Consider the following 26,383-nt stretch of genomic DNA (forward strand, 5'->3'; position numbering starts at 1 on the left):
GCGCCTCTTAATCGTCGAGAATCTCGACGCGGCGCACCCCACCGTCGACCGCGTCGGCGGCCTCGATCTCGGCGCGGGTCACCCCGAGAATGAACAACACCACATCCAGATACGGCTGACTCACCGACGCGTCGGCAACCTCCCGCAGTGCGGGCTTGGCATTGAAGGCCACGCCGAGGCCGGCCGCCGACAACATGTCGATATCGTTCGCGCCATCACCGACCGCCACTGTCTGCGCCAGCGGCACCCCTGCCTCGTAGGCGAACTGCCGCAACGCTTTGGCCTTCCCCGGGCGGTCCACGACCTCCCCGATGACACGGCCAGTGAGCTTGCCATCCACGATTTCCAGGACGTTGGCGGCCACGAAATCAAGAGCCAGGTCGTGGGCCAGCGGATCGATCACCTGCCGGAATCCGCCCGACACCACACCGCACGAGTACCCGAGGCGGCGCAAGGTTCTGATGGTGGTGCGTGCGCCCGGGGTGAGCACCAGCTCCTCGGCCACCTCTTCGAGCACCGATTCGGGCAGCCCGGCCAGGGTGGCCACTCGCTGGTGTAGCGACTCGGCGAAGTCCAGCTCCCCCCGCATGGCCGCCTCGGTGATGGCCGCGACCTGTTCCCGGGCTCCGGCACGATCGGCGAGCATCTCGATGACCTCGCCCTGAATCAGGGTCGAGTCGACGTCGAAGACGATGAGTCGTTTGGCACGCCGGTCCAGGCTGCTGTGCTCGACGGCGATGTCCACCGGTTCGTCGACGGTCACCTGGGCCATGGCGGTGTGCAGGTCGAGATCGGTCAGTCGCTGTCCCCCGCGAGCGGGAGGTGCCCCCAGCGGCACCGTGACCCGCAGCTCCAGGCCTGTCACGGGGTAGTCGGCGATACCCCGGATCAGGTCGATGTTGATCCCAAGTTCGGCAAGGGCGCGCGCTACAGCCCCGAAGGCCCTCGCCGTGACGGGCCGGCCCAGCACCACGATGGTGTGAGTCGACGGGTCCCGGATTACTGAGCTATCCCGGCCGAGTTCGACGTCAACATTGAACCCCAGCGTGTGCATGGCCTCTTCGAGCTCGTCCTGCAAGGCCTCCACGGCTTGATTGCCACCGTGCGACTTGACGAGGACACCAAGCGTGAGCTTCCCGCGGATGACGACCTGCTCGACATTCAGCAGCTCGACGCCGTGGCGGGATAGCACACCCATGAGCACCGAGGTGACACCAGGCTTGTCGGCCCCGGTGACGGTGACAAGGACCGTGAAGTTACGGGCCACCGGTTACTTGTGGCCGCCACCCACGTGCGCCTCGGCGCGCATGCGTTCGGACATGTGCGGGTAGTGCAGCTCGAATGCCGGGCGTTCCGAACGGATTCGGGGCAGCTCGGAGAAGTTGTGCCGCGGCGGCGGGCAGCTGGTGGCCCACTCCAGGGAGTTGCCGTAGCCCCACGGATCGTCGACCGTGACGACCTCGCCGTAGCGGTAGCTCTTGAACACGTTCCACAAGAACGGCAGCGTCGAGGCACCCAGGATGAAGGCACCCACCGTCGAGAACGAGTTCAGGAAGGTGAAGCCATCGGTGGGCAGATAGTCGGCGTACCGGCGCGGCATGCCCTGGTTACCCAGCCAGTGCTGCACCAGGAAGGTGGAGTGGAAGCCGATGAAGGTCAGCCAGAAGTGGAACTTGCCCAGACGCTCGTCGAGCAGGCGGCCCGTCATCTTCGGGAACCAGAAGTAGATACCGGCGTAGGTCGCGAACACGATGGTGCCGAAGAGCACGTAGTGGAAGTGCGCGATGACGAAGTACGAGTCGGTGACGTGGAAGTCGACCGGCGGCATGGCCAGCAGCACGCCAGTCAGACCACCGAAGAGGAAGGTGACCAGGAAGCCCACCGAGAAAATCATCGGGGTCTCGAAGGTCAACTGCCCCTTCCACATGGTGCCGATCCAGTTGAAGAACTTGATACCGGTCGGAACCGCGATCAGGAAGGTCATGAAGGAGAAGAACGGCAGCAGCACCGCCCCGGTGGCGTACATGTGGTGCGCCCACACCGCGATCGACAGCGCCGCGATACCGAGCGTCGCGTAGATCAGCGTGGTGTATCCGAAGATCGGCTTGCGGCTGAACACCGGGAAGATCTCCGAAACAATGCCGAAGAACGGCAGCGCGATGATGTAGACCTCGGGGTGTCCGAAGAACCAGAACAGGTGCTGCCACAGCAGAACACCGCCGTTGGCGGGGTCAAAGATGTGGGCTCCCAGGTGCCGGTCAGCGGCCAGACCGAAGAGCGCGGCGGTCAGCAGCGGGAAGGCCAGCAGCACCAGCACGCTGGTCACCAGGATGTTCCAGGTGAAGATCGGCATCCGGAACATGGTCATACCGGGGGCGCGCATACAGACGACCGTGGTGATCATGTTGACCGCGCCAAGAATGGTGCCCAGACCACCGACGGCCAGACCCATGATCCACAGGTCGGCGCCGGCACCCGGCGAGTGAATGGCGTCGGTCAATGGGGTGTAGGCGGTCCAGCCGAAGTCGGCGGCGCCACCAGGGGTGATAAAGCCGGCGATACCGATCATGGCGCCGAAGAGGAACAGCCAGAACGAGAAGGCGTTCAGACGCGGGAAGGCGACGTCCGGCGCGCCAATCTGCAACGGCAGCACTACGTTCGCGAAGCCGAACACGATGGGCGTCGCATAGAACAGCAGCATCACGGTGCCGTGCATGGTGAACAGCTGGTTGAACTGCTCGTTGGACAGGAACTGCAGGCCCGGCACCGCCAGCTCGGCGCGCATGAACAGCGCCATCAAGCCACCGATGAGGAAGAACGCGAAGCACACGACCAGATACATGATGCCGATCAGCTTGTGATCGGTCGTCGTGATCAATCGGTAGATCAGAGTGCCCCGCGCGCCCGTGCGGGGCGGGAACGGGCGGCTGGCCTGCAATCCACCAATGGGGGGTGCTTCGGCGGTCACGGCTCCTCCGATTCCTTGTAGCGCGCAGTCGATCCAGTGACTGCATGTCTGGGGTGAATCCTAGCCCGCGCCACCCCCGATCGTGGAGCGGGTCCTACAGAGAGTCGTACTTGGGGTTGATTACCATCCGCGCGACCGTGGTCGAAGCGTCCTACCCGCGTGTTCGCGACCCCGCGCGGTAAGTTCAACCGGGTGCAGACAGCGAGGTTCTGGGGCGCTGCCGTGATGTCGGCAGCACTGGTGACGGTGACGGTATCCGGCTGTACGGAGAAACCCACCAACGAGACCCCGAGCACCCTGGCCACCAGCACCACGAAGATCGCCGGCGCGGGTGTGTTGGGCAATGCACGCAAGCCCGACGAGTCCTGCGCCAAGGATCCGGCGGCTGTCGACTCCGCCGCACCGCGCGAGGTGCGGCACGCCCAGGGCGAGACCGAGGTGCCCGAGGACGCCAAACGCATCGTGGTCCTCGACGCCGGCGCCATCGACACGCTGTGTGCACTGGGACTGCAGGATCGCATCGTCGGAGTGGCACTGGCCGACCGCGCGACGTCTCCCCCGTCCTACCTGGGCACCGTGGTCCATGACCTGCCGTCAGTCGGTCCGATGGCATCTCCGGACCTGGCCAAGATCGGTGCCGCCAAACCCGATCTCATCCTGAGCTCGGTGGGCGAACAGAATTCCTACCTCGACCTGAGCGCCATCGCGCCCACCGTGATCGTGTCCGGCCATGATCTGGCCGAGCACGTCCAGCTGGTGGGTAAGGCCACCAGGCGGACCGCCGACACCGACAAGCTGTGGTCGGGCTTCGTCGATGCCGCCAAGAAGGTGGGCCGCGAGAACGACGCCACACATTTCCAGGCCTCAATAGTCCAGTTCACCGATCAGACGGTGCGGGTGTACGGCGCCAACAACTTCCCGGCTTCGGTACTCGCCACCGTGGGACTGGATCGCCCTGCCACCCAACGGTTTACCGACACTCCGTTCATCGAGATCAGCGCCGAAGACTTCTCGGCAGTCGAGGGCGACATCGTCTACGTCTCGTTTACCAGCCCGTCGGCCAGGGATCGGGCTGCCCGGATTTTCGGCACCAAGCCCTGGAGGGCGCTCGGCGCCACACGAGACAACCGGGTGTTCGCGGTCAACAACGAGGTCTGGCAGACCGGGGATGGAATTGTCGCGGCCCGCGGGATTCTGGACGACTTGCAGTGGGTCAACGCACCCATCAACTAGATCTCCCAGTCGGCCCGCACCCACCCATCGCCCCAGGCGCTACGCTCCCGGCATGTACCACGTACTGCAGCTGACCTATACCCAACCGCTCGACGTCGTGGACGGTGTCCGCCCCGCACACCTGGAGTGGCTCGACGGCGAGATCGCGGCAGGCAATCTGCTGATCAGCGGCCGCAACGAGGCAGGTACCGGCGGCGTGCTGGTCACCGGCGACATCAGCGCACAGGACGCCGAGGCCCTGATCACCGCCGATCCGTACACCACGGCCGGGGTTGCCGAGTACACCCGAATTGGATTCAACGCTGGACGCAAAGCCGAGATAATCCCGTGAGCGACAAGGGTTTTCCAGAGAATCGCTGGGGCAATCCCGACAGCGCGCTGTCCCGGGCCGCCGCCAAGTTCGCCGCCACCAAACCGGGGTCGTGGACCATCCGCAAGTTGACCCCCCTGGACCGGGCCGTCATGGAGCGCACCGGCAGCCGGTACACCGTGCTGGGCCCGTTGGGTTTGTCGACGCTGCTGCTCACCACGACCGGGCGCAAGTCTGGCCAGCCGCGGGTCTCCCCGCTGCTGTATCTCCACGATGGCGATCGGATCGCACTAGTGGGCAGCAATTTCGGCCAGGAGAAGCACCCGGCGTGGACCACCAATTTGCTCGCCGATCCGCGCGCCAAGGTGACACTGGCCGGCCAGACCATCGATGTGGTCGCGACCCTCGCGCAGGGCGCCGAGCGCGACGACTACTACCGGCGCTTCGAGGCGATGCTCGAGGTCTATTCCGCCTACAAGGGCCGCACCGGACGCGAGATCAGAGTTTTCATCCTGGAACGCGCCACCTAAAGCTATTCGTTACAGACAGTATCCGTACCTCCAGTACTAGTTCTGAACTGGGACTTTAGAATCAGTTTGCCCTAAAGGTCTCCATTTTTGCTCCAATTGGGCTAACGTTCCCCGCAGTCCGCGGAAGGATGGAACGTGATCCAGGAACGCATCGACATTGCCGTCGCCGCTAGGCCCGAAACCGTCCTCGAGGTGCTCAAGGATGTGGAGTCCGTCGATAGTTGGCTGCGCCCACATCTGCCGACGTGGCCGCCGGTCGCCAGCACGATGACTGTCGTCGAATCATTTGACGACGGCTCGCCGCGGCTGGTGCGAACGGTGAGTACCACGCTCGGAATCTCCGATGATTCCCTGACCGAGTACGAGTGGTACCCCGACGGCTGTCGGCTCACCCTGCTGGAAAGCAGAACCCTGCGCCACAACGTCAGCCGGTTCACCGTCGTCCCCGATGACCCCGAATCCCGCCTTACCGCCGACATCTCCCTGGATCTCAAGATCCGATTGCCCGGCCTACTGGAGCGGCAGCTCAAGAAGACCCAGGTGGGATTTGTCCGCAGCTTCCAGCGCGCGCTGGCCGCGGAATCCGCACGGCGCGAGCTGAATTCGTAGCGATCCCGGTCAGTGCGAACCCGCGCCAGCGGCACGCCGTTTGACCGAACGCAGCAGATGGTTGGTCACCACCACGTGGCCGCGCGTACCGATCACCAGCGCACGGTAGATCCGGCCGCGTAGCCCGGGAAAATCCGCATACGTTTGCGCACGCAGCTGAGTACCACCGTCGCGGGTCTCGGCGAGTTCGAATACCAGCTCGTAGCGCGAAAAGCGGTGCTTCCCGGCCAAACTCAGCCGTTGTTCGGGGTCGATACCGTCCACAGCGAAGCCCGCACGCGGACTGGCGCCCAGCACGGCGCCAAGCGGACTGCGCTCAGCGGATCTCAGCACGGCGTCAACGTAGTGCCGCAGGCTCGCCCACACCCGGTCCCGCGGCGCGTCGATACGGATCGCATGCTCGTCAATATAGGATGGATGTTCCATATCTCATGGTTTACCAGAATTAGGATGGATATTCCAGATGGCTCCCGAACGCAAGCACACCAGCGATGCCATCCTCGACGCGGTGCGATCACTATTGCTCGACGGCGGCCCCCGTGCCGCAACCATCGCGGCTATCTCGAGCGCCTCGGGCGCTCCGGCCGGAACCCTGAACCATCGCTTCGGCAACCGCGAAGCCATCATGTCGGCCACCTGGCTACGTGCGGTGGAGCGCTTCCACGAACACGCGTTCCGCGCACTGCACTCCTCCGTGGATCCCATTGACATTGCTGTGGCGCTTGCACTTTCAGTGCCGGGGTTCGCACGCTCCTATCCCGATGACGCCCGGCTACTGTTTTCCCTACGTAGCGCCGATGTCCTTGGAGCAGCCGGCGCGGCGAGGGCACTAGACACGATGAATGAACCGTTGTTCGCCGCGATGCGGGATCTGACGCGGGCCGTCTATGGCCACACTGACGCACGAAGCCGCGACCGGCTCGTGCGCGCAGTGGTCGACTTGCCGTATGCGGCGGTTCGACGCCACATGCCCGGCCTGCCCGGGTGGCTCGAAGAAGATCTGACAGAGGCTGTCCGCACCTTGTTGGCGACGCGGTGACTCAACCTGAGCGCCACCGGCTCGCGGCACCCGCCCTCATGCTGGTCAGCGGCACCTCGCTGTACATCGGTGCCGCCGCTGGAGTCAGCCTGTTTCGGTGGCTCGACCCGGTAAGCGTGGCCTGGCTGCGGATATGCGGTGCGGCGCTGGTGTTTCTCGCCATCGCCCGGCCCGGACGTGCGGCCTGGCGGGGCCGGGCACTGTGGTGGGCAGGCGGCTTTGGGCTGGTCACCGCCCTGATGAATATGTCGTTCTATCTCGCGATCGACCGACTGCCGCTGGGCACTGCGGTGGCGATCGAATTCCTGGGACCGATCAGTGTCGCGGCGATCGGCTCGCGATCCCTCCGCGAGGGATTCTCGGTTCTGGCCGCTCTCGTCGGTGTCCTCCTGATCGCCGACGTGCAGCTCACCGCCGAGCCCGCGGGGATGGCATTCGCGCTGCTCGCGGCGCTGTTCTGGGCCGGATACATTGTGCTCGGCAAACGTGTTGCGCTACAGGGTAATCCGGCCGACTCGCTGGCGGTCGGATTCACCGTCGCCATGATCGTGACCGTGCCGGTCTTGGCTTTCGGTATCGCCGGCACTCATGGCGAGATACCCGTCGGCCATGTCCTCGTGCTGGGGCTCCTGATGGGCGTGCTCTCCAACGTCATCCCCTACGGCCTTGACCAGGTGATCCTGCGACGGGCGGGGCAGAGCCACTTCGCAGTGCTCCTCGCGCTGCTTCCGCTCTCCGCGACCGCGATCGGCGTGCTCGTCATGCACCAGATTCCCAGCACACCAGAGCTTTTCGGTATTCTCGCGATCGTGATCGCCGTCGCTTCACGCCGAGACCGGGACCCGAACGGCACCCCGGCCGCACTGTGATGCCGTGCCGACGACCCGCACAAAACTTTCGCTACCTGGCCACTCTTAGCGCTTGTCAGGACGTGCTCAGCCTGTGCCCGTACACTCCGCGGACAACTGGATAGTGACGGACTCGGAAGGCATTAATCGATGAAGACTGCGACCGACTGGGGCACCGAGGTATGGCGATCGCTGGTGTGGATCGGCTGGGTATTGCCGGTAACCATTGCAGTTTTTCTCACCATCGCGTTCTTGATCATTCGGTTCACGCAGTGGGGCCGTCAATTCTGGCGCATCACGGGCCAGTACTTCACCACACGTGAAGGGCGGGTCGGCTGGGCGCTGTTGGCACTGGTACTGCTCTCCGTCGTGGTGAATGTCCGCCTGTCGGTGGTATTCACCTATTACTACAACGACATGTCGGCATCGATCCAGTACATCGTCCAGGCGCTAGCGCGCGATGGCCAGGGCATGCCGGAGGCCAAGGCGTTCTTCTGGCTCAACATCCGCCGGTTCTGCCTGTTGGCGGGCATCAACATCGTGGTAGTGGTTACCGACCTGTATCTGCTGCAGGCGTTCATCATTCGGTGGCGCGTATGGCTTACCGACCGCATTACCTCCGACTGGCTCTCGAAGCGGGCCTTCTATCGATCACGTTTCATCGACAACACCATCGACAACCCCGATCAGCGTATTCAGGCTGATATCAACAACTTTGTCGCCATGTCGGTCGCACCGGAGCAGCTACAGAGTTCCTCGCTGCACCTGGCATTCGGCGCGGTGAATGCGTGCATCTCGCTGCCCTCGTTCACCATCATCCTGTGGGATCTATCCGGACCGCTGAACATTTTCGGATTTGAGATGCCCAGAGCCCTGGTGTTTCTCACCTACATCTATGTGATCGTAACGACCCTGATCGCGTTCCGGATCGGACGCCCACTGATCCGCAGATACTTCCTCAACGAACGCCTCAACGCCATGTTCCGCTATGCCCTGGTGCGCCTGCGCGACACCTCGGAAAGCGTGGCGTTCTACCGCGGCGAAAAAGCCGAGGCCAAGCAGCTCAAGGGCCGCTTCGATGGAATCATCGACAACTTCTGGCAGCTGGTGTATCGAAGCATGGGCTTCACCGGCTGGAACTTCGCGGTATCGCAAACCGCAGCGGTTTTCAACTCCGTTCTGCAGGTTCCGCGGCTGATCGCAGGGCAGATTACCTACGGCGACGTAAGTCAGAGCGCCAGCGCCGCCGGCCAGCTGCAGACCTCCCTATCCTTCTTCCGGAATGCCTACGACAACTTCGCCGCCTACCGCGCCACCGTCATGCGCCTCGACGGCCTGTTGGAAGCCGACGCGCAGTCACGCGAGCTGCCCATGCTCGAACCCGGCGATCAGGCGGATGGTGTCACGCTGCACAACATCTACGTCCGTAAGCCCAATGGTGACACTCTGATTGACGACCTGAACCTCAGCCTCAACGCGGGGGACGCACTGCTCATCAAGGGACGGTCGGGCGGCGGCAAGACCACACTGCTGCGCTCATTGGCCGGACTGTGGCCGTACACCGATGGCGACTGGACCCGCCCCGGCGGCGAGCATGAGACCTTGTTCCTGTCGCAGATGCCCTATCTCCCATTGGGCGATCTGCGTGCGGCAGTGACTTACCCCGCGCCGCCGGACACCTTTACCGATGAAGAATTGCGCACCACACTCGACAAGGTGGCGCTTGGTCACTTGTCCGACCGGCTCCACGAAGAATCCGACTGGATCAAGGTTCTCTCCCCAGGCGAGCAGCAACGCGTCGCGTTCGCGCGAATACTGCTTCTCAAACCCAAGGCCATCTTCATGGATGAGTCGACATCTTCACTCGACGAGGGGCTGGAGTTCGCGCTCTACCGCCTGCTCCGCACCGAGATTCCCGACTGCACACTCGTCAGCGTCGGCCATCGCAGCACGATCGATCAGCACCATGACCAGAAGCTGCAGCTGGAGGCCGATGGACGGTGGTCGCTGTCCCCCGTCTAAGCGCGCGTCATGTGCGGGGCGAGTAGTCTGAGATCGGTAGCTTCGTTAACTATCGCAAAAGGACGCATATATGGTCACCGTCTCCGCCTACGCCGCAACATCCGGTAAGGAACCGCTGGTCCCCATCACGATCGAGCGCCGTGAGCTCGGTCCGCACGACGTCTTCATCGACATCAAGTTCGCCGGCATCTGCCACTCCGATATCCACACCGTCCGCGACGAATGGGGACGTGCCAACTACCCGATCGTGCCCGGCCACGAGATCGCCGGCGTCATCAGCGCTGTCGGTTCGGAGGTCACCAAGTTCAAGCCGGGCGATCATGCGGGTGTTGGCTGCATGGTCGAGTCGTGCCGCACCTGTCCGCAGTGCCTGGCCGGGCTGCAGCAGTACTGCAGTGGCGGCGGCATGGTCGGCACCTATGGCGCCAAGGACCGCGACGGAACCCAGACGCAGGGTGGCTACAGCCAGGCCGTCGTCGTCAACGAGGATTTCGTGCTGCACATCCCCGACAGCCTCCCGTTGGACAAGGCAGCTCCGCTGCTGTGCGCGGGCATCACCACCTACTCACCACTGCGGCACTGGGGTGCCGGTCCGGGCAAGCGCGTTGCGGTCATCGGACTCGGCGGACTTGGGCACATGGCCGTCAAGCTGGGTGCCGCGATGGGCGCCGAGATCACGGTGCTGAGCCAGTCGCTCAAGAAGCTGGAAGACGGACTGAGCCTGGGTGCCAGCCACTACTACGCCACCTCCGACCCAGACACCTTCAAGAACCTGCGCTACGGCTTCGACCTCATCCTCAACACGGTCTCCGCCAATCTCGACATGGGCAAGTACCTCGGTCTGCTCAATGTGGACGGGACGCTGGTCGAGCTGGGCGCACCGGAGAACCCCATCGAAGTTCCGGCCTTCCCACTGCTGTTCGGCCGCCGTAGCCTGTCCGGTTCCGGCATCGGCGGTATCCCGGAAACCCAAGAGATGCTTGACTTCTGCGCCGAGCACAACATCGGCTCCGAGATCGAGGTCATCGACGCCGACTACATCAACGAGGCGTACGAGCGTGTGATCGCCAGCGACGTGCGGTACCGGTTCGTCATCGACACCGCCACTTTGTAAGTTTCACCCCGAGTACAACCGGTGACTGATGTCGTCGGGGTGCCGATGCTGAGGGGATGACCCGCGTCATCCGTTTCAACGCGTTCGACATGAATTGCGTTGCGCACCAATCCCCCGGCTTATGGCGGCACCCCGACGACCAGTCCTGGCGGTACAAGGATCTGTCCTACTGGACAAATCTGGCCAAGCTCCTGGAACGCGGCCGCTTCGACGGACTGTTCATCGCCGACGTGCTTGGCACCTACGACATCTATGACGCCAGCGACGAGGCGGCCATCCGCCAGGCCGCGCAGATTCCGGTCGCCGATCCCCTGCTGTTGGTCTCGGCGATGGCGCTTGTCACCGAGCATCTCGGCTTCGGGGTCACCACTGGTACCGGATTCGAACACCCATATCCGTTCGCGCGCAGGCTATCCACACTCGATCACCTCACCGGAGGCCGAGTCGGATGGAACGTCGTCACCGGGTACCTACCCGCCGCGGCACGCAACATGGGACAAACCGACCAGCCAGCACACGACGCCCGCTACGACCACGCCGACGAGTATCTAGAGGTGCTCTACAAGCTGTGGGAAGGCTCCTGGGAGGACGACGCCGTCGTCCGCGATGCTACCCGTGGGGTCTTCACCGATCCCGACAAGGTGCACCACATCGGCCATGAGGGAACGCATTTCACCGTTCCCGGTGTCCATCTCGTTGAGCCATCGCCGCAGCGGACTCCGGTGATCTACCAGGCAGGATCGTCGCCGCGCGGGGTGCGCTTCGCCGCGGAGAACGCCGAGGCGGTCTTCACCGCGGCCCCCACCAAGGATCTGCTGCGCCAGACGGTCACCACGATCCGCCGCGAGCTGGAACTCGCCGGACGAGATCCCTACTCCGCCAAAATCTTCAACCTCACCACCGTGGTCACCGGCGAGAATTCCGAGGCTGCGCACGCCAAGCACCGCGAGCTGCTGAGCTATGGCAGCGCCGAGGGCGCACTGGTCTTCATGTCCGGCTGGATGGGCGTCGACCTGGCCCGCTACGGCCTCGACGAGCCGATCGGAAATGTGGACTCCAACGCGATCCTGTCGGCTGTCGCGGCGTTTCAGGCCGCCACCGATGACGGCCGGGAATGGACGGTGCGCGACATCGCCGAGTGGGGCGAGATCGGCGGCATGGGCCCGCTTGTCATCGGCTCAGGCACCGAGGTGGCCGACACGCTGCAGGAGTGGGTGGCGGAAACCGATGTCGATGGCTTCAACCTGGCCTACGCGATCACACCGGGCACCTTCGAGGACTTCATCGAGTATGTGGTCCCGGTATTGACCGAACGTGGTGCATACCAAAATAGCTACACCCCAGGAACATTGCGCCACAAGCTACTGGGCAATGGTGATCGGTTGCCCACGGAGCACCGGGGCGCCAAGTACCGGATCGGCGGACCGCTGTCGACAATCGTCGATCGACCGTCCACCGTGCCCTCGTCGTCGGGGTCTGCCGCGCCCGCTCCTACCCGGGGGCGATAGATTGCGCCCATGGAAAACCGGGGCGCCAAGGCCCTGCTGGTCACATACGTTGCCGCGCTGTGCCTGACAGCCCTGGGCGCCTGCACCGCCTCCGCCGAACCGCCGCCGGATTTCCCTGACCTGAGCCAGCTCCCCACCGTCGACTCCCGGCAGTACTTCAGCGTCAAGGTCTATCGTTTCGCCACACCCGATGGCGTCGTGTGCGAAAGCGCCGGATGGAATCCGTACTTTCAGTGGACCTGCGTTGGACCGAAGGGCAGCGGGTCAGCCCAGTTGGATCTGGGCACCTATGCGCGGAACAACGGCGCGCCCGCGACAGTGGGCGAATCGCAGGGCAACCCCGACCTGTCCCGCGTCCCAGTGCTCCCTGAGCATCACCAGATGCGGATAGCGGCCCCCGTGCACAACAACGACAGCAGCCAGACAACGTTGGTATGTGCCACTCCGGCACCCAAAACCACTGCCTGTTTGGTCGACGATGTCCGTGGTACCCACGGATTTGTGTTGAGCCCAGAACGCAACTGGGCGTTCTAGTTACGCGTTGAGCGCGGTGGCGTCCACACCGGCCAGGGGCCAACCGCCAGCGGCCAGGCGTGAGGCAACACGCGAAATATCTTGAGCGGTCGGCTCATCCTTGGTCACATCCGAGATGAACTTCTCGATCTCGTCCTTGCTCACCACACCGTCCAGCTGTGCAACCGATACGGGGTCGGTCAGCTTGGCGACAACTTCCTTGACCTGCTCTTCGGTCAGCGTGCGGCGCAGCAGCGCCAACAGCGGGAATCGATCCGTGGGGGGAACCCCCTCCGGGTATCCGGCGGACAGCCAGGAAAGGATCGAACCGATAATCGATGTGCTCGTCACGGTAATAGTGTCCCCGCAGCGGGTTCACAGCGCGAGGTGACATCAGTACAGTTCACCGGCCGTTCATTTGTGCATCCGCCACTACCTGCGACCCGACAGGAAAGCCCCCGAACACTTGGCGTGTCGGGGGCTTTCCTGTCTCGTGACGTCGAGAAACCTAGAAGTCCCAGTCCTCGTCTTCGGTGTTCACGGCCTTGCCGATGACGTACGACGAACCCGATCCGGAGAAGAAGTCATGGTTCTCGTCGGCGTTCGGTGACAGCGCCGACAGGATCGCCGGGTTCACGTCGGTCTCCTCGCGCGGGAACAGCGCCTCATACCCCAGGTTCATCAGGGCCTTGTTGGCGTTGTAGCGCAGGAACTTCTTGACGTCCTCGGTCAACCCGACCTCGTCGTAAAGGTCTTCGGTGTAGTCGGTTTCGTTCTCGTACAGTTCGTAGAGCAGGTCGTAGGTGTACTCCTTGATCTCGGAGCGTGTGGCCTCGTCGACGCGCTCCAGCCCCTTCTGGAACTTGTAGCCGATGTAGTACCCGTGCACCGCCTCGTCGCGGATGATGAGCCGGATCATGTCGGCGGTGTTGGTGAGCTTGGCGCGGCTCGACCAGTACATCGGAAGGTAGAAGCCCGAGTAGAACAGGAAGCTCTCCAGCAAGGTCGAGGCAACCTTGCGCTTGAGCGGCTCATCACCCCGGTAGTACTCCATGACGATCTCGGCCTTGCGTTGCAGGTTCGGGTTCTCCTCCGACCAGCGGAACGCGTCGTCGATGTCGCGCGTGGAGCACAGCGTGGAGAAGATCGAGCTGTAGCTCTTGGCATGCACTGACTCCATGAACGCGATGTTGGTGTACACCGCCTCCTCATGCGGAGTGATCGCATCGGGGATCAAACTGACCGCGCCGACGGTCCCCTGGATGGTGTCCAGCAGCGTCAGGCCCGTGAAAACCCGCATGGTCAACTGCTTTTCATGATCAGTGAGGGTGTTCCACGACGGGATGTCATTGGATACCGGCACCTTTTCGGGCAGCCAGAAGTTACCGGTGAGCCTGTCCCAGACCTCGGCATCCTTCTCATCGGGAACCCGGTTCCAGTTGATCGCCGAGACGCGGCTGACCAGCTTAAGTTTTTCACTCACGAGACCACTCCTGGAGAACGTCAAACAGATTCGCGGGATTCGCTGACTGTGCCACAGACACTACCCCTGGGGTGAGACATCGCGGCGCAACACAACGTGTTGTGGTTAAGCGTGTCGAGCCCAATCACGAGAATCCCTAGTGACGCAAACTTGACACATGTAAAGTCCGTGGTCATGGGCTCATCCAGGGACAAGATCTACGGGAAAACTATCGCCATCACCGGTGCCGCACGCGGGATCGGCTACGCCACCGCCACCGCACTGCTGCGTCGGGGCGCTCGGGTGGTGATCGGCGACCGTGATGTCGAGGCGCTCGGAGCCGCGGTCGAGGGCCTCAAGGAAGAAGGAAACGTCGACGCCCATCCCGTGGACGTGACCGACCCCGCCTCGTTCAAGCGATTTCTGGAGGCCGCCGGCGCCGGCGGACCGGTCGATGTGCTCGTCAACAATGCGGGTGTCATGCCGATCGGGCCGTTCCTGTCCACGAGCGACGGGGCGATCCGGTCGATGCTGGAAGTCAACCTGTACGGCGTCATCAATGGGTGTCGCCTGGCGCTTCCCGAGATGGTGGCACGCCGCGGCGGTCAGATCGTCAACATCGCATCCGTGGCCGGCCTCATGGCGGCACCCGGTATGGCGGTGTACAACGCTTCCAAGTTCGGCGTTGTCGGTCTGTCCCGCGCGCTGAGCGACGAGTTCGAGCCGCAAGGGGTCCAGGTCAGCGCCGTATTGCCGACTTTCACCAACACCGAGTTGATCGCGGGCACCGATTCGACCGGCGCACAGAAACCCGTCGAACCCGAAGACATCGCGGCGGCGGTGGTGCGGATCATCGAGAAGCCGCGCGTCCAGGTCACAGTCCCGAAGCCACTCGGCGCGGTGACCACAATCGTCAATTCACTGCCCACCAAGGTCCGCCGATTCATGAGCAAGAAGACCGGAACCGACCGCGTGTTCCTCGAGATCGACACGAAAGCACGCAGCGCGTACGAGAACCGTGCAGGTTCGAGCCTGGGTGTGACCAAACCCGAGGGCGAATAGACGCACTCGCGGCCCTTACTATTTGATATGTGACCGAGAAGCACTACGACATTGCGGTAGTCGGCGGGGGCCCGGCCGGGTCGTCCGCGGCCTGGCAGGCCGCCCGCACGGGCGCCAGCGTGGTTCTCGTCGACAAGGCCGAGTTCCCGCGGGATAAGCCATGCGGCGACGGGCTGACCGCCCGCGCGGTGAGCTACCTGCAGAAGATGGGTCTGGCCAATGAGGTCTCCCAGTTCCATCGCGTCGATGGTGTGCGCGTCGACAGCGGCAGTGTCTGGGAGCTCACCTTCCCCCAGCGTCCCGGCATGCCCGATCACGGGCATGTGGTGCGCCGGCCCGAGCTGGACACCCTGCTGCTCAAGCACGCCGAGTCCGCGGGCGTCGAAGTGCGCCAGTCCACCGAGGCGGTCGGCCCGATCGGCGACGGCAATGTGGTCAAGGGCATTGAGGTCAAGACCGCGAATGGATCTCGCGAGACCATCTCGGCCGACGCGGTGATCGTGGCCGACGGTGCCTACTCCCCCATCAAACGCGCGATGAACCTCGACTCGGAGGTCAAGGGATACACCGCGATTGCGATCCGCGCCGAGATGGAAGCCAACCGCGAAGACTCCAACATGCTCGACATCGACCTGCGGTTGCACCACAAGAATGACGCGCTGATCGGATACGGCTGGGTTTTCCCGCTCGGCGCCGGGCGGATCAACATCGGCATCGGGTACGTCAACAGCTACAAGAAGTGGCAGGACGTCAACGCCGCGCAGGTGCTGGATACCTACATGAAGAAGCTACCCAGGGAGTGGGAGCTGCCCGATCTGGCCGAGCTGCGCAAGAACAAGGGTGTGCGCGCCTGGCGTCTGCCGATGGGATTCACCGCATGGCCGCCCTGGCGCCCGGGCGTGCTGTTCGCCGGTGACGCGCTGGGCGCGGGCAAGCCGGTCAGCGGTGCCGGTATCTCGAAGGCACTCGAATCCGGCTTGGCGGCGGGCGAATGCGCGGTGGCAGCGTTGCAGAATGCTGGCCCGCAAGACTTCACCAACTACCAGCAGCGGATGAATGATGCCTGGGGCCGGGAGTACCAGCGCGGACGGATCATGCACCGCGCGCTGGGCAATCCGTGGCTGTGCGACAAGGGCATCAAGCTGATGGACAACTCGACCTTCCGCGACAACCTGCTCAAGGTTTTGTACAAGCGGGCCCAGGGCCCCGGCCACAAGCACTGATCTGCCGTGTGGTCCATCCGGCGGCGGGAGATGCTGCTCGCCACCGGACTGTCATGTGTCGCAGGGTTTCTCGACGCAATCGGGTTCGTACATCTGGGCGGGTACTTCCTGTCCTTCATGAGCGGTAACACGACGAGGATGGCCGCCTCGACGGCCAGCCAACAGTGGGAATCCGCCTACAAGGCAGCCGGTTTGATCGCCATGTTCTTCATCGGCGTGATGATCGGGGCCATCGCATCACGCGTCAGCGGCGACCACGAGCGGGTCGCCGTGCTGGCGGTCGCCTCGAGCACCGTGGCCGCGGCGGCGATCACCCAGGAATTGGGAGCGGGTGTCGCCGCACTGCTCCTGACGGCACTCGCGATGGGTTCCATGAACTCGGTTTTCCAGCGCTCCGGCGAAGTCCAGGTGGGCCTCACCTACATCACCGGCACTGTCGTGAAGGCCGGGCAGCGGCTCGTCGACGCGTTCTTCGGCGGACCCCGCTGGGTGTGGCTGCGCTACATCACGCTGTGGGCGGGCCTGACCGTCGGTGCCGTACTGGGCGCCGCGACGTACCACCGCGTTGGGCTCGACGCGCTGTGGATCGGCCTGGCACTCTTGGCTATCGCCACGTTCACCGCATGGCTGGTGCAGCGGTCGATCCCCGCGGTTTTAGATCCGGACTAGATCCAGCACCCGCTCCACGCGGGCACCATCCCCGTCGACCGTCAAGCGTGACAACGGAACCCGATGCCACAGGGCCAGCAGCAGGTCGGACGTGGACGCCGTGATCGTGGCATCCGGTGTGGCGTCTTCCTCCACGATGCCAATGGCTTCGGCGTCCACACGTAGCAGCCAGGAACCACCGGCCTCGCTGGCCTGCAAGAGGATCCGCGTTCCCCGAAGGTCTTCCGGGGTACCGCCGTCACGCCCGAGACGCCGGGACGTGAACAGCTCCGACCACTCGCCGATGCCGTCGGCCGCCAGGGCCGCATCGATGGGTTCGGCATCCCATCCGCGGTAGGCGTGCTCAATGTCCCAGCGGTGTACCGCCACCTCGTTTGCCTGCCGTCGGTACCAGAATCGCACCGGTCGCTCACCGAAGGGCGACTTTGTCGGCGCATCAAGGTCCTTCGACGTCAAAGCGGCGACGAGATTGTCGGCACGGTTCGAGTACCAGCCGATAACGGGCTCTCCCGCTGGAGCGTCCGGGTCGACGTCCGTGTACGGAACCTTTTCCCCGACTACGACACCCACTGCCCAGCGATGCACTCCGCCGAGATGGGCCACCACATCGCGTGCTGTCCACCCCGGACAGGACGGTGCGCCACGCCCCAGATATTCGGGCGGCGTCGCAGCGACCGCCGCCATCCCTTTGCGCAGCGCTTCCAGCCATTCGTCGGGGCTCATGGATTAGTCGTATCACGCCCGGCGGCGATGGCCTCGGGCAGTGGGGGGCTGCCTGGCGTTACAGCCAGAGCCAGAGACGCGATCGCGCCGATAGATGCCGACGACTCCGAATCTCACGACTTTTCGGTCCGAAAAACATCGTGAGGTTCAGACTCGAGGTAAGACGCCGCGTCAGCGACGGCCGCGGTCGGCCCGGCCCGGCTTGCGGGCCACCTTGCCCGCAGTGGCGCGGGCAGCCTGCTTCGCAAGGGTCTTCTCCCGCGCGGTGCGTTTCGGCGCCGGCTCGGTCTGCCCCCGCGATGAGCCGGGTTTGCGTCCTCGCACAATGCCGACGAACTCCTCGATCAGTTCTGGCTGCGGCCCTTCCGGGAAAGCGAGCGCCACCGGGCAGGTGGGTGCGTCGCTGATCGGGCGATACGTGAGATCCTTGCGGTGATACAACCGCGCCAATGACTGCGGAACCATGAGTACGCCGATTCCTGCGGCGACGAGTTCTATTGCATCTTCGGTGGTTTCGGGCCGGTGATCAACCGGATTACCGGGAGCGCCCGACCAGGCAAGGACATCATCAAGTGGGAGCAGCGTTGGCTCGCCATCAAGGTCCGCGGCGGTAATCGCGTCGAAGGCGCCCAGAACGTGATCGGTCGGCACCACGACCACCGTCACCTCCTCATAGAGGGCGATGATGGCCAGCCCAGAGGTGTCGGCCGGCGGCCGAAGCAATGCCACATCTACGGTGCCGGACCGCACCTCCGCAGGCGCGTCTGCGGCGGCAACGACGCGCAGCTGAAGCGGAACCTCGGGGTGACGCTGCGCCCAGACCCGAGCCCACTTCGCGGGCGTCCCGCCGGGGACGTACCCGAGGGTGAGGGAGTGCGAGGTCACCGCCTCAGGCTACCGATAGGCTGGTCCTATGAGCAGGCCGAACGCGCAGTCCATGAAACCCGCTACCGCGGCGAAGAAGCTGGACGTATACCTGCAAGCGACGCCCGCGGAATTCCAGGAGAACCCGATCACCCGCGCCGAGCTCGCGGCCCTGCAGGCGGACCCGCCGCAGTGGCTCAAGGATCTCCGCAAGGACGGGCCGCACCCGAAGAACCTCGTGGCAGCCAAGCTTGGTGTTTCGATCTCCGGTCTCGCGCGCGGCGGGGTCGACGGTCCGCTCACCACCGAGCAGATCAACGAGTTGCTTGAGCAGAAGCCCGAGTGGCTGGTCGCGGAACGCGAGAGCTACCAGGCCGTGCTGAGCGAACAGCGACGCTTGAAGGCACTACATGCGGAGAAGGCTCGCGAGAGTTAGAGGTCAACGCAGGCAGGCCCGCTACTGGTTCAGTGGCAGCTGCGCGATAACCGGGCCCGTAGGCACGGCCGAACCGCGCCCGTTCTCGACAGTGAATGCCAGAGCGGTGGAGTCGTTGAGACGGGGAATGACGGCGGTGGTCGACGGCGCAACGGCCTGCGTATCCATGGTCCCCGCTGACTGCGGATCGTGGTCGCCGATCAGCCACATTTGGTAAACAGTGCCGGGTTGTGGAGGTGCGACGTTGTTCATCACCAACACCGCGGCGTTCTTCTGCCGCGAGTAGACAACGGTCGCGGTACCACCGGTGGGAATGGCACCGGTGACGGTCCGGACATCGGTCGCGGTAAAGACCTGCTGTGCGGTCGGAGGTGGAGGCCTCAGGATGGTGCCAATCCCGGCGGCGGCCAGCCCGATAGCGGTGGCGGCCGCCACGGCTACCAGGGGCGCTCTCCAGCGGTTGATATCTGTTGCTCCGGAGGCTCTTTGGGCGTCCCGGGCCACTATCTTCAGCAGTCGTGGGCGAAGCCGGACCGGGGGCTCGACCGCGGTGCTAGCCGCCAAGGCCGCCATGGTCTCTCGTGTGGCACGCACTTCCTGGGTAAAGGAGAGCGTTTGTTCGGTCGAACCTGCCGACAGCCACCGGTCAATCTGGTCTCGTTCGTCATCGGGCAGCGCGTGTAGTGCGTAAGGGGTTGCGGCGGTGATGAGGTCGTTGGGTTCGGTCATGGTGTCCCCAGGCATCGGCGCAGCGCTTTGATGGCGTCACGCATCCGAGATTTGATGGTTGCCAGATTCGCGGCAAGCCGTTGCGAGACTTGGTTGTAAGTCAAACCGTCGTAGTAGGCCAGATGCAGGCATTGGCGTTGGGTATCCGTGAGCGTTTCGAGGCATTCGGTCACTTGCCGCTGTTCTTCGTTGCGGATCACCGATTCAGTGACCTCGTCGACAGCTCGCTCGATAGTGGCTGCGCCATAACGTGACTCGCGGTCTGCCGCAGATTGCTCAGAGCGCACGCGGTCGATGGCGCGGCGATGAGCCAAGGTCATGATCCAGGCAAGGGGCGATCCGGCGGTCGGGTCATAGCTTTGGGCTGAACGCCAGATCTGTAGGTAGATTTCTTGCGTTGTCTCCTCGCTGTAGCCGGGGTCCCGTAATACCCGCAACACCAGCCCGTAGACGCGTGAGCGGGTGTGATCGTAGAGAGCGGCGAATGCCGCGGTATCGCGGTCGGCGACGTTGCGTAGAAGAGCATCCAGGTCGCCGGTCACGCCCGTGAGCCTAAACGTATCGCGGACAATGTTCATGGCGATTCGCGCTTCGGGGGACGAGGCAGAATAAACGAGACCCGCTGCTGGTAGTCAGCGAATCCGGGCCGCCCGGCCATTGCCTTCTCGGTGCGGCGGCCTCCGGTGGCATAGACCAGGAAGTAGGTCATCAGCAACGGGTAAGGGGCCGTTGCCAACGATTGCCAACCCGTGATGGTGACCAACCACAGCCCCCACCACACGCAGGCATCACCGAAATAGTTCGGGTGCCGAGTCCAGGCCCACAGACCCTGGTCCATGATCCTGCCCTTGTTGGCTGGATCCTGTGTGAAACGGCGCAGCTGATAATCACCCGCCGCTTCGAAAAGCATTCCGACGAACCATAATCCGATACCGGCGGCCAACACCGGACGCAACGATTCCGGTGTAGGCCCTTCAACGGCTGAGCGCTGGATTGGTATGGAAACCAGCCAGGTGGCGGCGGCCTGGATGACGAAGATCTTGCGTAGCACGTGCGACACAGAGAAATCGCCGCCTAGCAAGTCGTGGTATCGGGGATCCTCCCCTTTCCCAGCTGATTTCACCAGCATGTGCCCGGACAGCCGGGCTCCCCATATCCCGGTCAGCACCAGCAGCAGGACCCGCCGCTGCAGGTCCCCGCCGCCCAGTGCGGCGCAGACCGCGGCCACTGCGATGAACCCGAGGCCCCATGCGACGTCGACCACGTTGTAGCGCCCGATGCGGTGGCCGATCAGGAAAGTGACACTGTGCACGGCCACCACGGCCCCCAGCGAGCACACCATTACCATCAGAAAGTTCATTGTTGGCCTCGCTGGAAAATCCATTGGTGGACATCGAGATACCCGGAACGAAACCCGGCCTCGGAGTAGGCCAGGTACAACTCCCACATGCGGTAGAACGCCTCGCCAAAACCCAACGCCGACACGGCCTCGCGCTGCGCCGCGAACTGCTGAGTCCATAGCCGCAGTGTTTCGGCATAGTGTGGTCGCAGGGACATTGTCTCGATGGTCCGCAGATCCGTGGTCTCAGTGGTCGTTTCGTCGATTGCCCGCACCGAGGGAAGTAAACCGCCGGGGAAGATGTACTTCTGTATCCAGGTGTGGGTATTGCGACTGGCCAGCATCCGCTCATGGGGCATGGTGATGGCTTGAAGGGCCAGCCGGCCACCAGGCTTAAGCAATCGGTCGATGGTTCGGAAATACGTCGTCCAGAAATCGAATCCAACCGCTTCGATCATCTCTATCGACACTATGGCGTCGTATTGGCCCTGCACGTCTCGATAGTCGCGTAGCTCTATCTGCACTCGGTCGGACAACCCGGCAGCTTGCACCCGCTGCTGGGCCAGCTGCTGTTGCTCGGTCGACAATGTCAGCGAGCGCACGTGTGCTCCGCGTGCGGCCGCCGACAAGCACACTTGCCCCCAGCCCGTGCCGATCTCGAGAATCCGGGCGCCGGGGCCTACCCGTGCGTGGTCCAGCAAGCGGTCAATCTTGCGCCGCTGAGCATCCGCCAGTATCGCTGTTGCGCTCGGTATGTGGTCGAACAGTGCACATGAGTAGGTCAGCGTCTCGTCGAGGAACAGGGCGAAGAAGTCGTTCGACAGGTCATAGTGATGCGCAACATTGCGTTGGGCCTGCGGCGGTTCGTTGCGCTGCGCACGCGGTACCCGCGGCACAGCGATATGCCGGAAGCGTTGCAACGCAGAAGGAATTAACTCCCCCATCGCTGCTGCCCATTGGGTGAGAAAACCCGCGAGGTCGTCGCAGTCCCAGTCTCCCGCCATGTATGCCTCACCGAATCCGATCAAGCCGGAGCGGCCCAGGCGTCGTGCCAGTGCTACCGGCTGCCGGATTCTCATGGTGGGCAGGGACGCATCTGCTGCGCCCACAACGGATCCATCGGGGTACATCAACCGCACCGGGAGCCGCGCGGCCGCACGACGCAGCAGCTTTTCGGCTACCACCCCGCGTGCCGCCGTCAGCGGCCCGCCGGGAACCGGTGTGATCTCCGGCCCGCGGTGCGACCTAATATCGCGCACATCGGTTGTGGCACTGTCGAGGCGCCCGTTCACGCCACCCTCTCCCTCTCGTGTGTAGGTGTGCGGTCCACCACTGGCAGCCCTTTCAGCCACAGCCTGATCCCTTCTCTACGGATGGCCAGCGCACCCATCAACGGCGCCAACGGCGCAACGGCCTGCAACCACAACAGTTCACCCACCCGAGCCCTGCGCCGGGTGCCGCGGACCGCGGCGAAGAACGGCCGCTGGCCGGTGCGCTGCAGCGAGATACTGACGTTCAACGTCTTGCCGGGACGGGCAGCACGAACTTGATATCGCCCGTCGACGCCGTTGAAGGGCGAGACGTAGAGCTGCTTGTCCACCGTGGAACTAGCAGTGGGGGGCAGAAGATATGCGTGTCGTCCGTCGTAGGTGTTGTGGACCTCGGCGATTATGTGTACAAGATCGCCATGATGGTCGTGGCACCAGTACAGACTCAGCGGGTTGAAGACATGCCCCAACACCCGTGCCTGTAGCAGTGCGGTGACCGTGCCGCCGCCCAGGTTTACCCCGTGCGAGGCCAAGAATTGGTCCACGCGTTGACGCAGTGTGTCATCGTCATCGCCCCAGAAATGGTCCCGTGCTTGAAAACTGGCGAAGACACCCAGGCCGAGTGGCAGACGTGGCGGCTTGTCGATGTCGACGTACCAGCAGTAGCCGCGATAGGTGAATCGGTGCGTCACCGGCGAACGCCGGACATGGAGGATCCGGGTGCGGTACAGGCAAGGAACCATCGTCGCCGAACTCATCGTGCTCCCACCCGGTGCTCGCGTTTACCGGGCGCTCCGGACGGCCAGTCCCGGCCCAGCGCTTGTGCGGCACGGACGCCTGAGGCCGCGCCGTCCTCATGGAAACCCCACCCGTGGTACGCACCGGCGAACGCGACGAGGCCGTCGTTAAGACTTGGCAGTCTGCGTTGGGCGGCAACGGATTGCGACGTATAGACCGGGTGCTGGTAGGTCATTTCAGCAAGCACCGCCCCGGGGTCTACCAGGTGCTCACCGCCCAGCGTGACCAGAAACCTGCGCGGGCCAGGCAATCTCATCAACCGGGTGACGTCATACGTCACCACGACACCCTGAGCGTCTCCCCTGCTCAGGTAATTCCACGATGCGCGGGCATATGCATGGCGCGGCAACAGGGACTCATCGGTATGTAGTTGCGCGGAATTGCTCACGTATCCCATGGCTCCCAGCACCGCACGTTCGTCCGCGGTCGACTGTGCCAGCAGACCCAGCGCCTGATCGGGATGCGTCGCAATCACGGCGGCATCGAACACCCGCGGCGGGTGTCCTGCGACCGTGACCGCAACGCCCGCTGGGATCCGCTCGATCTGGGCGACCGGGGCATCGGTAAACGCCTCGTGCAGCCCGCGCACTACAGCATCGACATACGTGTGCGATCCCCCCGTGACCGTTTTCCACTGCGGCGACCCGAGCACCGACAGCATGCCGTGATGGTCCAGAAACCTGAACAAGTACCGCGCTGGGTACGCCATGGCCTGCCCGGGCGGGCAGGACCACACAGCGGCCACCAGTGGTGTCAGGAAGCGGTCAAGGAAAAACTGCGAAAAGCCCAACTGCTGAACAAAATCCCCGAGACTTAGGGCTCTATCGTCGGCGTTGGGGTCAGCAAGCAGCCGGCGCGCGCGACGGTGAAATCGCTTGATCTCTGCCAGCATCCACAGATAGCGAGGACTCACCGCGGCGGGCGAGGCGAAGAGGCCACGGACGCCCCGCGCACCGGCGTACTCCAGGCCAATGCTGTCATCGCGCACCGACATCGACATATCCGTATCGGCAGTATCGATACCGAGTTCGTCGAACAATCGGCACAGCGTGGGGTAGGTCCGGTCGTTGTGCACCAAGAACGCGGTGTCGACCGCGGTCGGCCCGCCTTGGCCGGCATCGACGAACTGCGTATGAGCGTGGCCGCCGAACCGCCCATCGGCGTCGTACAAAGTGACCCGGTCGTAGGCAGAAAGCACGTACGCTGCGGTCAATCCGGCCACGCCACTGCCGATAACGGCGATGGACCGTGCGCCGGGGCCAGATATTGCACTCACACCCAGTATTCGGAGTAAACCGGCCCGCGGATGGGTATTGCCCTCATCGGGCGGCGTCTCGGCGCGGCTCAGCTTTTTACGCAACCTACCCATCCGGAGAACGTTCGGCACCGAATAACAACAGAGCCGCACACACATGCCCCCGAAGTGCGGCACTTCCCGTACGCCCGCAGAAGGAGGGCCGGCAGGTAGACGTTCCCCGTACCGCCCACGAAAGGTTCCGTCCAGATGCCAGAATCACCGCGGCTTCGCCCACATTTCGACGATGTTCAGGCCCACTACGACCTGTCGGATGACTTCTTCCGCCTCTTCCTCGACTCGACCCAGACATATAGCTGCGCCTATTTCGAGCGCGATGACATGACCCTTGAAGAGGCACAAATCGCCAAGATCGACCTGGCACTGGGCAAGCTGCACCTGGAGCCCGGCATGACGCTGCTGGATGTGGGGTGCGGTTGGGGCGCCACCATCAATCGCGCATTGGAGAAGTACGACGTCAACGTCATCGGTCTGACGCTGAGTAAGAATCAGAAGGCTCACGTCGAGAGGCTTCTGGCGGCATCATCGAGCACCCGGTCAAAGACCGTCCAGCTGCACGGCTGGGAGGAGTTCGACGGCAAGGTCGACCGGATCGTGTCGATCGGCGCGTTCGAGCATTTCGGCTTCGACCGCTACGACGACTTCTTCAGGTTCGCCTACAACGCGCTGCCCGATGACGGCGTGATGCTGCTGCACACCATCACCGGGCTGCATCCCAACGAGATCGTGGCCAAGGGCCTGCCGCTGAGCTTTGAGCTGGCACGCTTCATCAAATTCATGGTCACCGAGATCTTCCCCGGCGGGCGGGTGCCCTCCATCGACATGGTGCGAGAGCATGCCGAGCGGGCGGGCTTCACCTGCACGCGAATACACCAACTGCAGCCGCACTACGCCAAGACTCTGGACCTGTGGGCGGCGGCACTCGAGGAACACAAGGATCAGGCCATCGCCATCCAAGACGAGATTGTGTACGAGCGTTACATGAAGTACCTCATCGGATGTGCGAAGTACTTCCGCATCGGCTACATCGACGTCGCACAGTTCACCCTCCCCAAGCTGCACCTCCCATATCTCCAGAAGTAGAGACCGCCGAAAGGAGCAAGAAGTGAGCGCCATCGTGCCGCCCTGGACCCTGGGTGTCGAACTATTCAAAGCGGCGGGCAATATCTTCGGGGTCCGTATGGGCACCGAAGAACCGCGCTACTCGTCACGGCCGCTGACCGCTTCGGTGCAGATCAGGCAGTACAGCAGCCGAGTTGCGGCAGAAACGATCGTCCTGGCAGAAGATGACCGGGCACGCAGTGAGGGCTTTCGCCGCCTTGCGGGTTACATTTTCGGCAAGAACCACCGGCAGTCCAAGATCGCCATGACCGCACCGGTAGCGCAACAAAACGACACCATCGCCATGACAGCCCCGGTGGGCCAATTATCCAGTGCTACTGGCGGTTCAATAATCCGGTTTTACATGCCGGCGAAATGGACACTGGCCAGCCTGCCCACCCCCGGCGATGACAGCATCCGACTCACCGAAGTGCCCGCCGAGACGCTCGCAGTGCTGCGCTTCAGCGGTGACCGATCGGCGGCCACCGTCACCAGACGCACCGACGAATTGCTCAATGCCCTGCGCGACAACAACATACAGATCGCTGGTGACCCCCAAGCCTGGTTCTATGACCCGCCGTGGACACTCTCGTGTGCTCGCCGCAACGAAGTCGCAGTTCCGGTTGACGCACGGGTCGACGACGACCTCCGAAGAGGCACCTAGAGGGCCGCGAAACCAGCTTCCCGATGATCGGAGACC

Annotated in this window: 29 protein-coding genes; 16 read left to right on the forward strand and 13 right to left on the reverse strand. The window is 63.7% G+C overall.

Features of this window, described 5'->3' with window-relative positions:
- Positions 1–7: 7 nt before the first annotated feature.
- Together serB and ctaD are read right to left on the reverse strand one after the other, a co-directional pair.
- Positions 8–1,267 (reverse strand): phosphoserine phosphatase SerB, encoded by a 1,260-nt coding sequence (gene serB / locus B4400_RS00715; RefSeq protein WP_078308864.1) that lies wholly within the window; start codon positions 1,265–1,267, stop codon positions 8–10.
- A 3-nt stretch (positions 1,268–1,270) separates the two neighbouring features.
- Positions 1,271–2,968: an aa3-type cytochrome oxidase subunit I gene (ctaD, locus tag B4400_RS00720; RefSeq protein ID WP_078293961.1), complete on the reverse strand. Its 1,698-nt coding sequence runs from the start codon at positions 2,966–2,968 to the stop codon at positions 1,271–1,273.
- Positions 2,969–3,193: 225 nt separating this feature from the next.
- On the opposite strand from ctaD, the gene B4400_RS00725 reads away from it, so the two are divergent.
- The 4 genes from B4400_RS00725 (at position 3,194) to B4400_RS00740 (ending at position 5,650) form a co-directional block, all read left to right on the forward strand.
- Positions 3,194–4,201 (forward strand): ABC transporter substrate-binding protein, encoded by a 1,008-nt coding sequence (locus B4400_RS00725; protein WP_286151106.1) that lies wholly within the window; start codon positions 3,194–3,196, stop codon positions 4,199–4,201.
- A gap of 52 nt (positions 4,202–4,253) precedes the next feature.
- Entirely contained in the window at positions 4,254–4,532 is a 279-nt protein-coding gene (locus B4400_RS00730) for a YciI family protein (RefSeq protein WP_078308862.1), read from the forward strand.
- Positions 4,529–5,041, forward strand: a complete 513-nt coding sequence (locus tag B4400_RS00735) for a nitroreductase/quinone reductase family protein (RefSeq protein ID WP_078308861.1) — start codon at positions 4,529–4,531, stop codon at positions 5,039–5,041. The genes B4400_RS00730 and B4400_RS00735 overlap by 4 nt, the downstream gene beginning before the upstream one ends.
- A 135-nt stretch (positions 5,042–5,176) precedes the next feature.
- A complete protein-coding gene (locus B4400_RS00740; RefSeq protein WP_078308860.1) occupies positions 5,177–5,650 on the forward strand; it encodes an SRPBCC family protein in 474 nt (157 codons plus the stop codon).
- Positions 5,651–5,659: 9 nt separating this feature from the next.
- On the opposite strand, the gene B4400_RS00745 is transcribed toward B4400_RS00740, so the two are convergent.
- The gene (locus tag B4400_RS00745) at positions 5,660–6,076 is read right to left on the reverse strand and encodes a hypothetical protein (protein ID WP_078308859.1); all 417 of its coding nucleotides are present in this window, start codon (positions 6,074–6,076) and stop codon (positions 5,660–5,662) included.
- A gap of 37 nt (positions 6,077–6,113) precedes the next feature.
- Here B4400_RS00745 and B4400_RS00750 point away from each other — a divergent pair, with 37 nt between their 5' ends.
- The 6 genes from B4400_RS00750 to B4400_RS00775 all read left to right on the forward strand — a co-directional run bounded on the left by B4400_RS00750 (position 6,114) and on the right by B4400_RS00775 (position 12,715).
- Complete coding sequence (locus B4400_RS00750) at positions 6,114–6,689, forward strand: TetR family transcriptional regulator (protein WP_078308858.1); 576 nt, start codon at positions 6,114–6,116, stop codon at positions 6,687–6,689.
- Positions 6,686–7,558, forward strand: coding sequence for an EamA family transporter (locus B4400_RS00755; RefSeq protein WP_078308857.1), 873 nt, complete (start codon positions 6,686–6,688; stop codon positions 7,556–7,558). The genes B4400_RS00750 and B4400_RS00755 overlap by 4 nt, the downstream gene beginning before the upstream one ends.
- 129 nt (positions 7,559–7,687) lie before the next feature.
- On the forward strand, positions 7,688–9,559 hold the full coding sequence (locus B4400_RS00760) for an ABC transporter ATP-binding protein/permease (protein ID WP_078308856.1): 1,872 nt from the start codon (positions 7,688–7,690) through the stop codon (positions 9,557–9,559).
- A gap of 70 nt (positions 9,560–9,629) precedes the next feature.
- Positions 9,630–10,673 carry an NAD(P)-dependent alcohol dehydrogenase gene (locus B4400_RS00765; protein WP_078308855.1) on the forward strand — a complete coding sequence of 348 codons (1,044 nt, stop codon included), beginning with the start codon at positions 9,630–9,632 and terminating at the stop codon, positions 10,671–10,673.
- Positions 10,674–10,729: 56 nt separating this feature from the next.
- A complete protein-coding gene (locus B4400_RS00770) occupies positions 10,730–12,181 on the forward strand; it encodes an LLM class flavin-dependent oxidoreductase (RefSeq protein ID WP_078308854.1) in 1,452 nt (483 codons plus the stop codon).
- 9 nt (positions 12,182–12,190) lie between these two features.
- Positions 12,191–12,715 (forward strand): hypothetical protein, encoded by a 525-nt coding sequence (locus B4400_RS00775; protein WP_078308853.1) that lies wholly within the window; start codon positions 12,191–12,193, stop codon positions 12,713–12,715.
- Here B4400_RS00775 and B4400_RS00780 read toward each other — a convergent pair whose 3' ends face one another.
- Positions 12,716–13,045, reverse strand: a complete 330-nt coding sequence (locus tag B4400_RS00780) for a DUF3349 domain-containing protein (protein ID WP_078308852.1) — start codon at positions 13,043–13,045, stop codon at positions 12,716–12,718.
- Positions 13,046–13,202: 157 nt separating this feature from the next.
- Positions 13,203–14,177 (reverse strand): class 1b ribonucleoside-diphosphate reductase subunit beta, encoded by a 975-nt coding sequence (gene nrdF, locus B4400_RS00785; protein ID WP_078308851.1) that lies wholly within the window; start codon positions 14,175–14,177, stop codon positions 13,203–13,205.
- 174 nt (positions 14,178–14,351) lie between these two features.
- Here nrdF and B4400_RS00790 point away from each other — a divergent pair, with 174 nt between their 5' ends.
- The 3 genes from B4400_RS00790 to B4400_RS00800 are packed head-to-tail and all read left to right on the forward strand — an operon-like array spanning position 14,352 to position 17,110.
- Complete coding sequence (locus tag B4400_RS00790) at positions 14,352–15,218, forward strand: SDR family oxidoreductase (RefSeq protein WP_078293989.1); 867 nt, start codon at positions 14,352–14,354, stop codon at positions 15,216–15,218.
- A 29-nt stretch (positions 15,219–15,247) separates the two neighbouring features.
- Entirely contained in the window at positions 15,248–16,441 is a 1,194-nt protein-coding gene (locus B4400_RS00795) for a geranylgeranyl reductase family protein (RefSeq protein WP_078308850.1), read from the forward strand.
- Positions 16,442–16,471: 30 nt separating this feature from the next.
- Positions 16,472–17,110 carry a YoaK family protein gene (locus B4400_RS00800; RefSeq protein ID WP_078308849.1) on the forward strand — a complete coding sequence of 213 codons (639 nt, stop codon included), beginning with the start codon at positions 16,472–16,474 and terminating at the stop codon, positions 17,108–17,110.
- Here B4400_RS00800 and B4400_RS00805 read toward each other — a convergent pair.
- Complete coding sequence (locus B4400_RS00805; RefSeq protein ID WP_078308848.1) at positions 17,096–17,833, reverse strand: maleylpyruvate isomerase family mycothiol-dependent enzyme; 738 nt, start codon at positions 17,831–17,833, stop codon at positions 17,096–17,098. The genes B4400_RS00800 and B4400_RS00805 overlap by 15 nt on opposite strands.
- A 171-nt stretch (positions 17,834–18,004) precedes the next feature.
- Positions 18,005–18,718, reverse strand: coding sequence for a LysR family transcriptional regulator substrate-binding protein (locus B4400_RS00810; protein ID WP_078308847.1), 714 nt, complete (start codon positions 18,716–18,718; stop codon positions 18,005–18,007).
- 28 nt (positions 18,719–18,746) lie between these two features.
- On the opposite strand from B4400_RS00810, the gene B4400_RS00815 reads away from it, so the two are divergent.
- Entirely contained in the window at positions 18,747–19,133 is a 387-nt protein-coding gene (locus B4400_RS00815) for a DUF5997 family protein (RefSeq protein ID WP_078308846.1), read from the forward strand.
- A 21-nt stretch (positions 19,134–19,154) separates the two neighbouring features.
- Here B4400_RS00815 and B4400_RS00820 read toward each other — a convergent pair whose 3' ends face one another.
- From B4400_RS00820 to B4400_RS00845, 6 genes are read right to left on the reverse strand one after another with little or no spacing between them, the layout of a single operon-like run.
- Positions 19,155–19,862: an anti-sigma factor gene (locus tag B4400_RS00820; protein WP_078308845.1), complete on the reverse strand. Its 708-nt coding sequence runs from the start codon at positions 19,860–19,862 to the stop codon at positions 19,155–19,157.
- Positions 19,859–20,440, reverse strand: a complete 582-nt coding sequence (locus tag B4400_RS00825) for a sigma-70 family RNA polymerase sigma factor (RefSeq protein ID WP_170914896.1) — start codon at positions 20,438–20,440, stop codon at positions 19,859–19,861. The genes B4400_RS00820 and B4400_RS00825 overlap by 4 nt, the downstream gene beginning before the upstream one ends.
- Positions 20,437–21,210 (reverse strand): DUF1295 domain-containing protein, encoded by a 774-nt coding sequence (locus B4400_RS00830; protein WP_078309014.1) that lies wholly within the window; start codon positions 21,208–21,210, stop codon positions 20,437–20,439. Before B4400_RS00830 ends, B4400_RS00825 begins: the two co-directional genes overlap by 4 nt.
- 8 nt (positions 21,211–21,218) lie before the next feature.
- Positions 21,219–22,493, reverse strand: coding sequence for a class I SAM-dependent methyltransferase (locus tag B4400_RS00835; RefSeq protein WP_078308844.1), 1,275 nt, complete (start codon positions 22,491–22,493; stop codon positions 21,219–21,221).
- On the reverse strand, positions 22,490–23,227 hold the full coding sequence (locus tag B4400_RS00840; RefSeq protein WP_078308843.1) for a DUF1365 domain-containing protein: 738 nt from the start codon (positions 23,225–23,227) through the stop codon (positions 22,490–22,492). The genes B4400_RS00835 and B4400_RS00840 overlap by 4 nt, the downstream gene beginning before the upstream one ends.
- A complete protein-coding gene (locus B4400_RS00845; protein ID WP_170914897.1) occupies positions 23,224–24,543 on the reverse strand; it encodes an NAD(P)/FAD-dependent oxidoreductase in 1,320 nt (439 codons plus the stop codon). Before B4400_RS00845 ends, B4400_RS00840 begins: the two co-directional genes overlap by 4 nt.
- 228 nt (positions 24,544–24,771) lie before the next feature.
- Here B4400_RS00845 and B4400_RS00850 point away from each other — a divergent pair, with 228 nt between their 5' ends.
- Both B4400_RS00850 and B4400_RS00855 read left to right on the forward strand, forming a co-directional pair.
- Entirely contained in the window at positions 24,772–25,665 is an 894-nt protein-coding gene (locus tag B4400_RS00850; RefSeq protein ID WP_078308841.1) for a cyclopropane mycolic acid synthase family methyltransferase, read from the forward strand.
- Between the two features lie 22 nt (positions 25,666–25,687).
- Positions 25,688–26,347 (forward strand): SOUL family heme-binding protein, encoded by a 660-nt coding sequence (locus tag B4400_RS00855; protein ID WP_078308840.1) that lies wholly within the window; start codon positions 25,688–25,690, stop codon positions 26,345–26,347.
- Positions 26,348–26,383 lie beyond the last annotated feature (36 nt).

This window comes from Mycobacterium sp. D16Q13 (assembly GCF_002013375.1).
In the GTDB taxonomy this organism is placed as follows: Bacteria; Actinomycetota; Actinomycetes; order Mycobacteriales; family Mycobacteriaceae; genus Mycobacterium.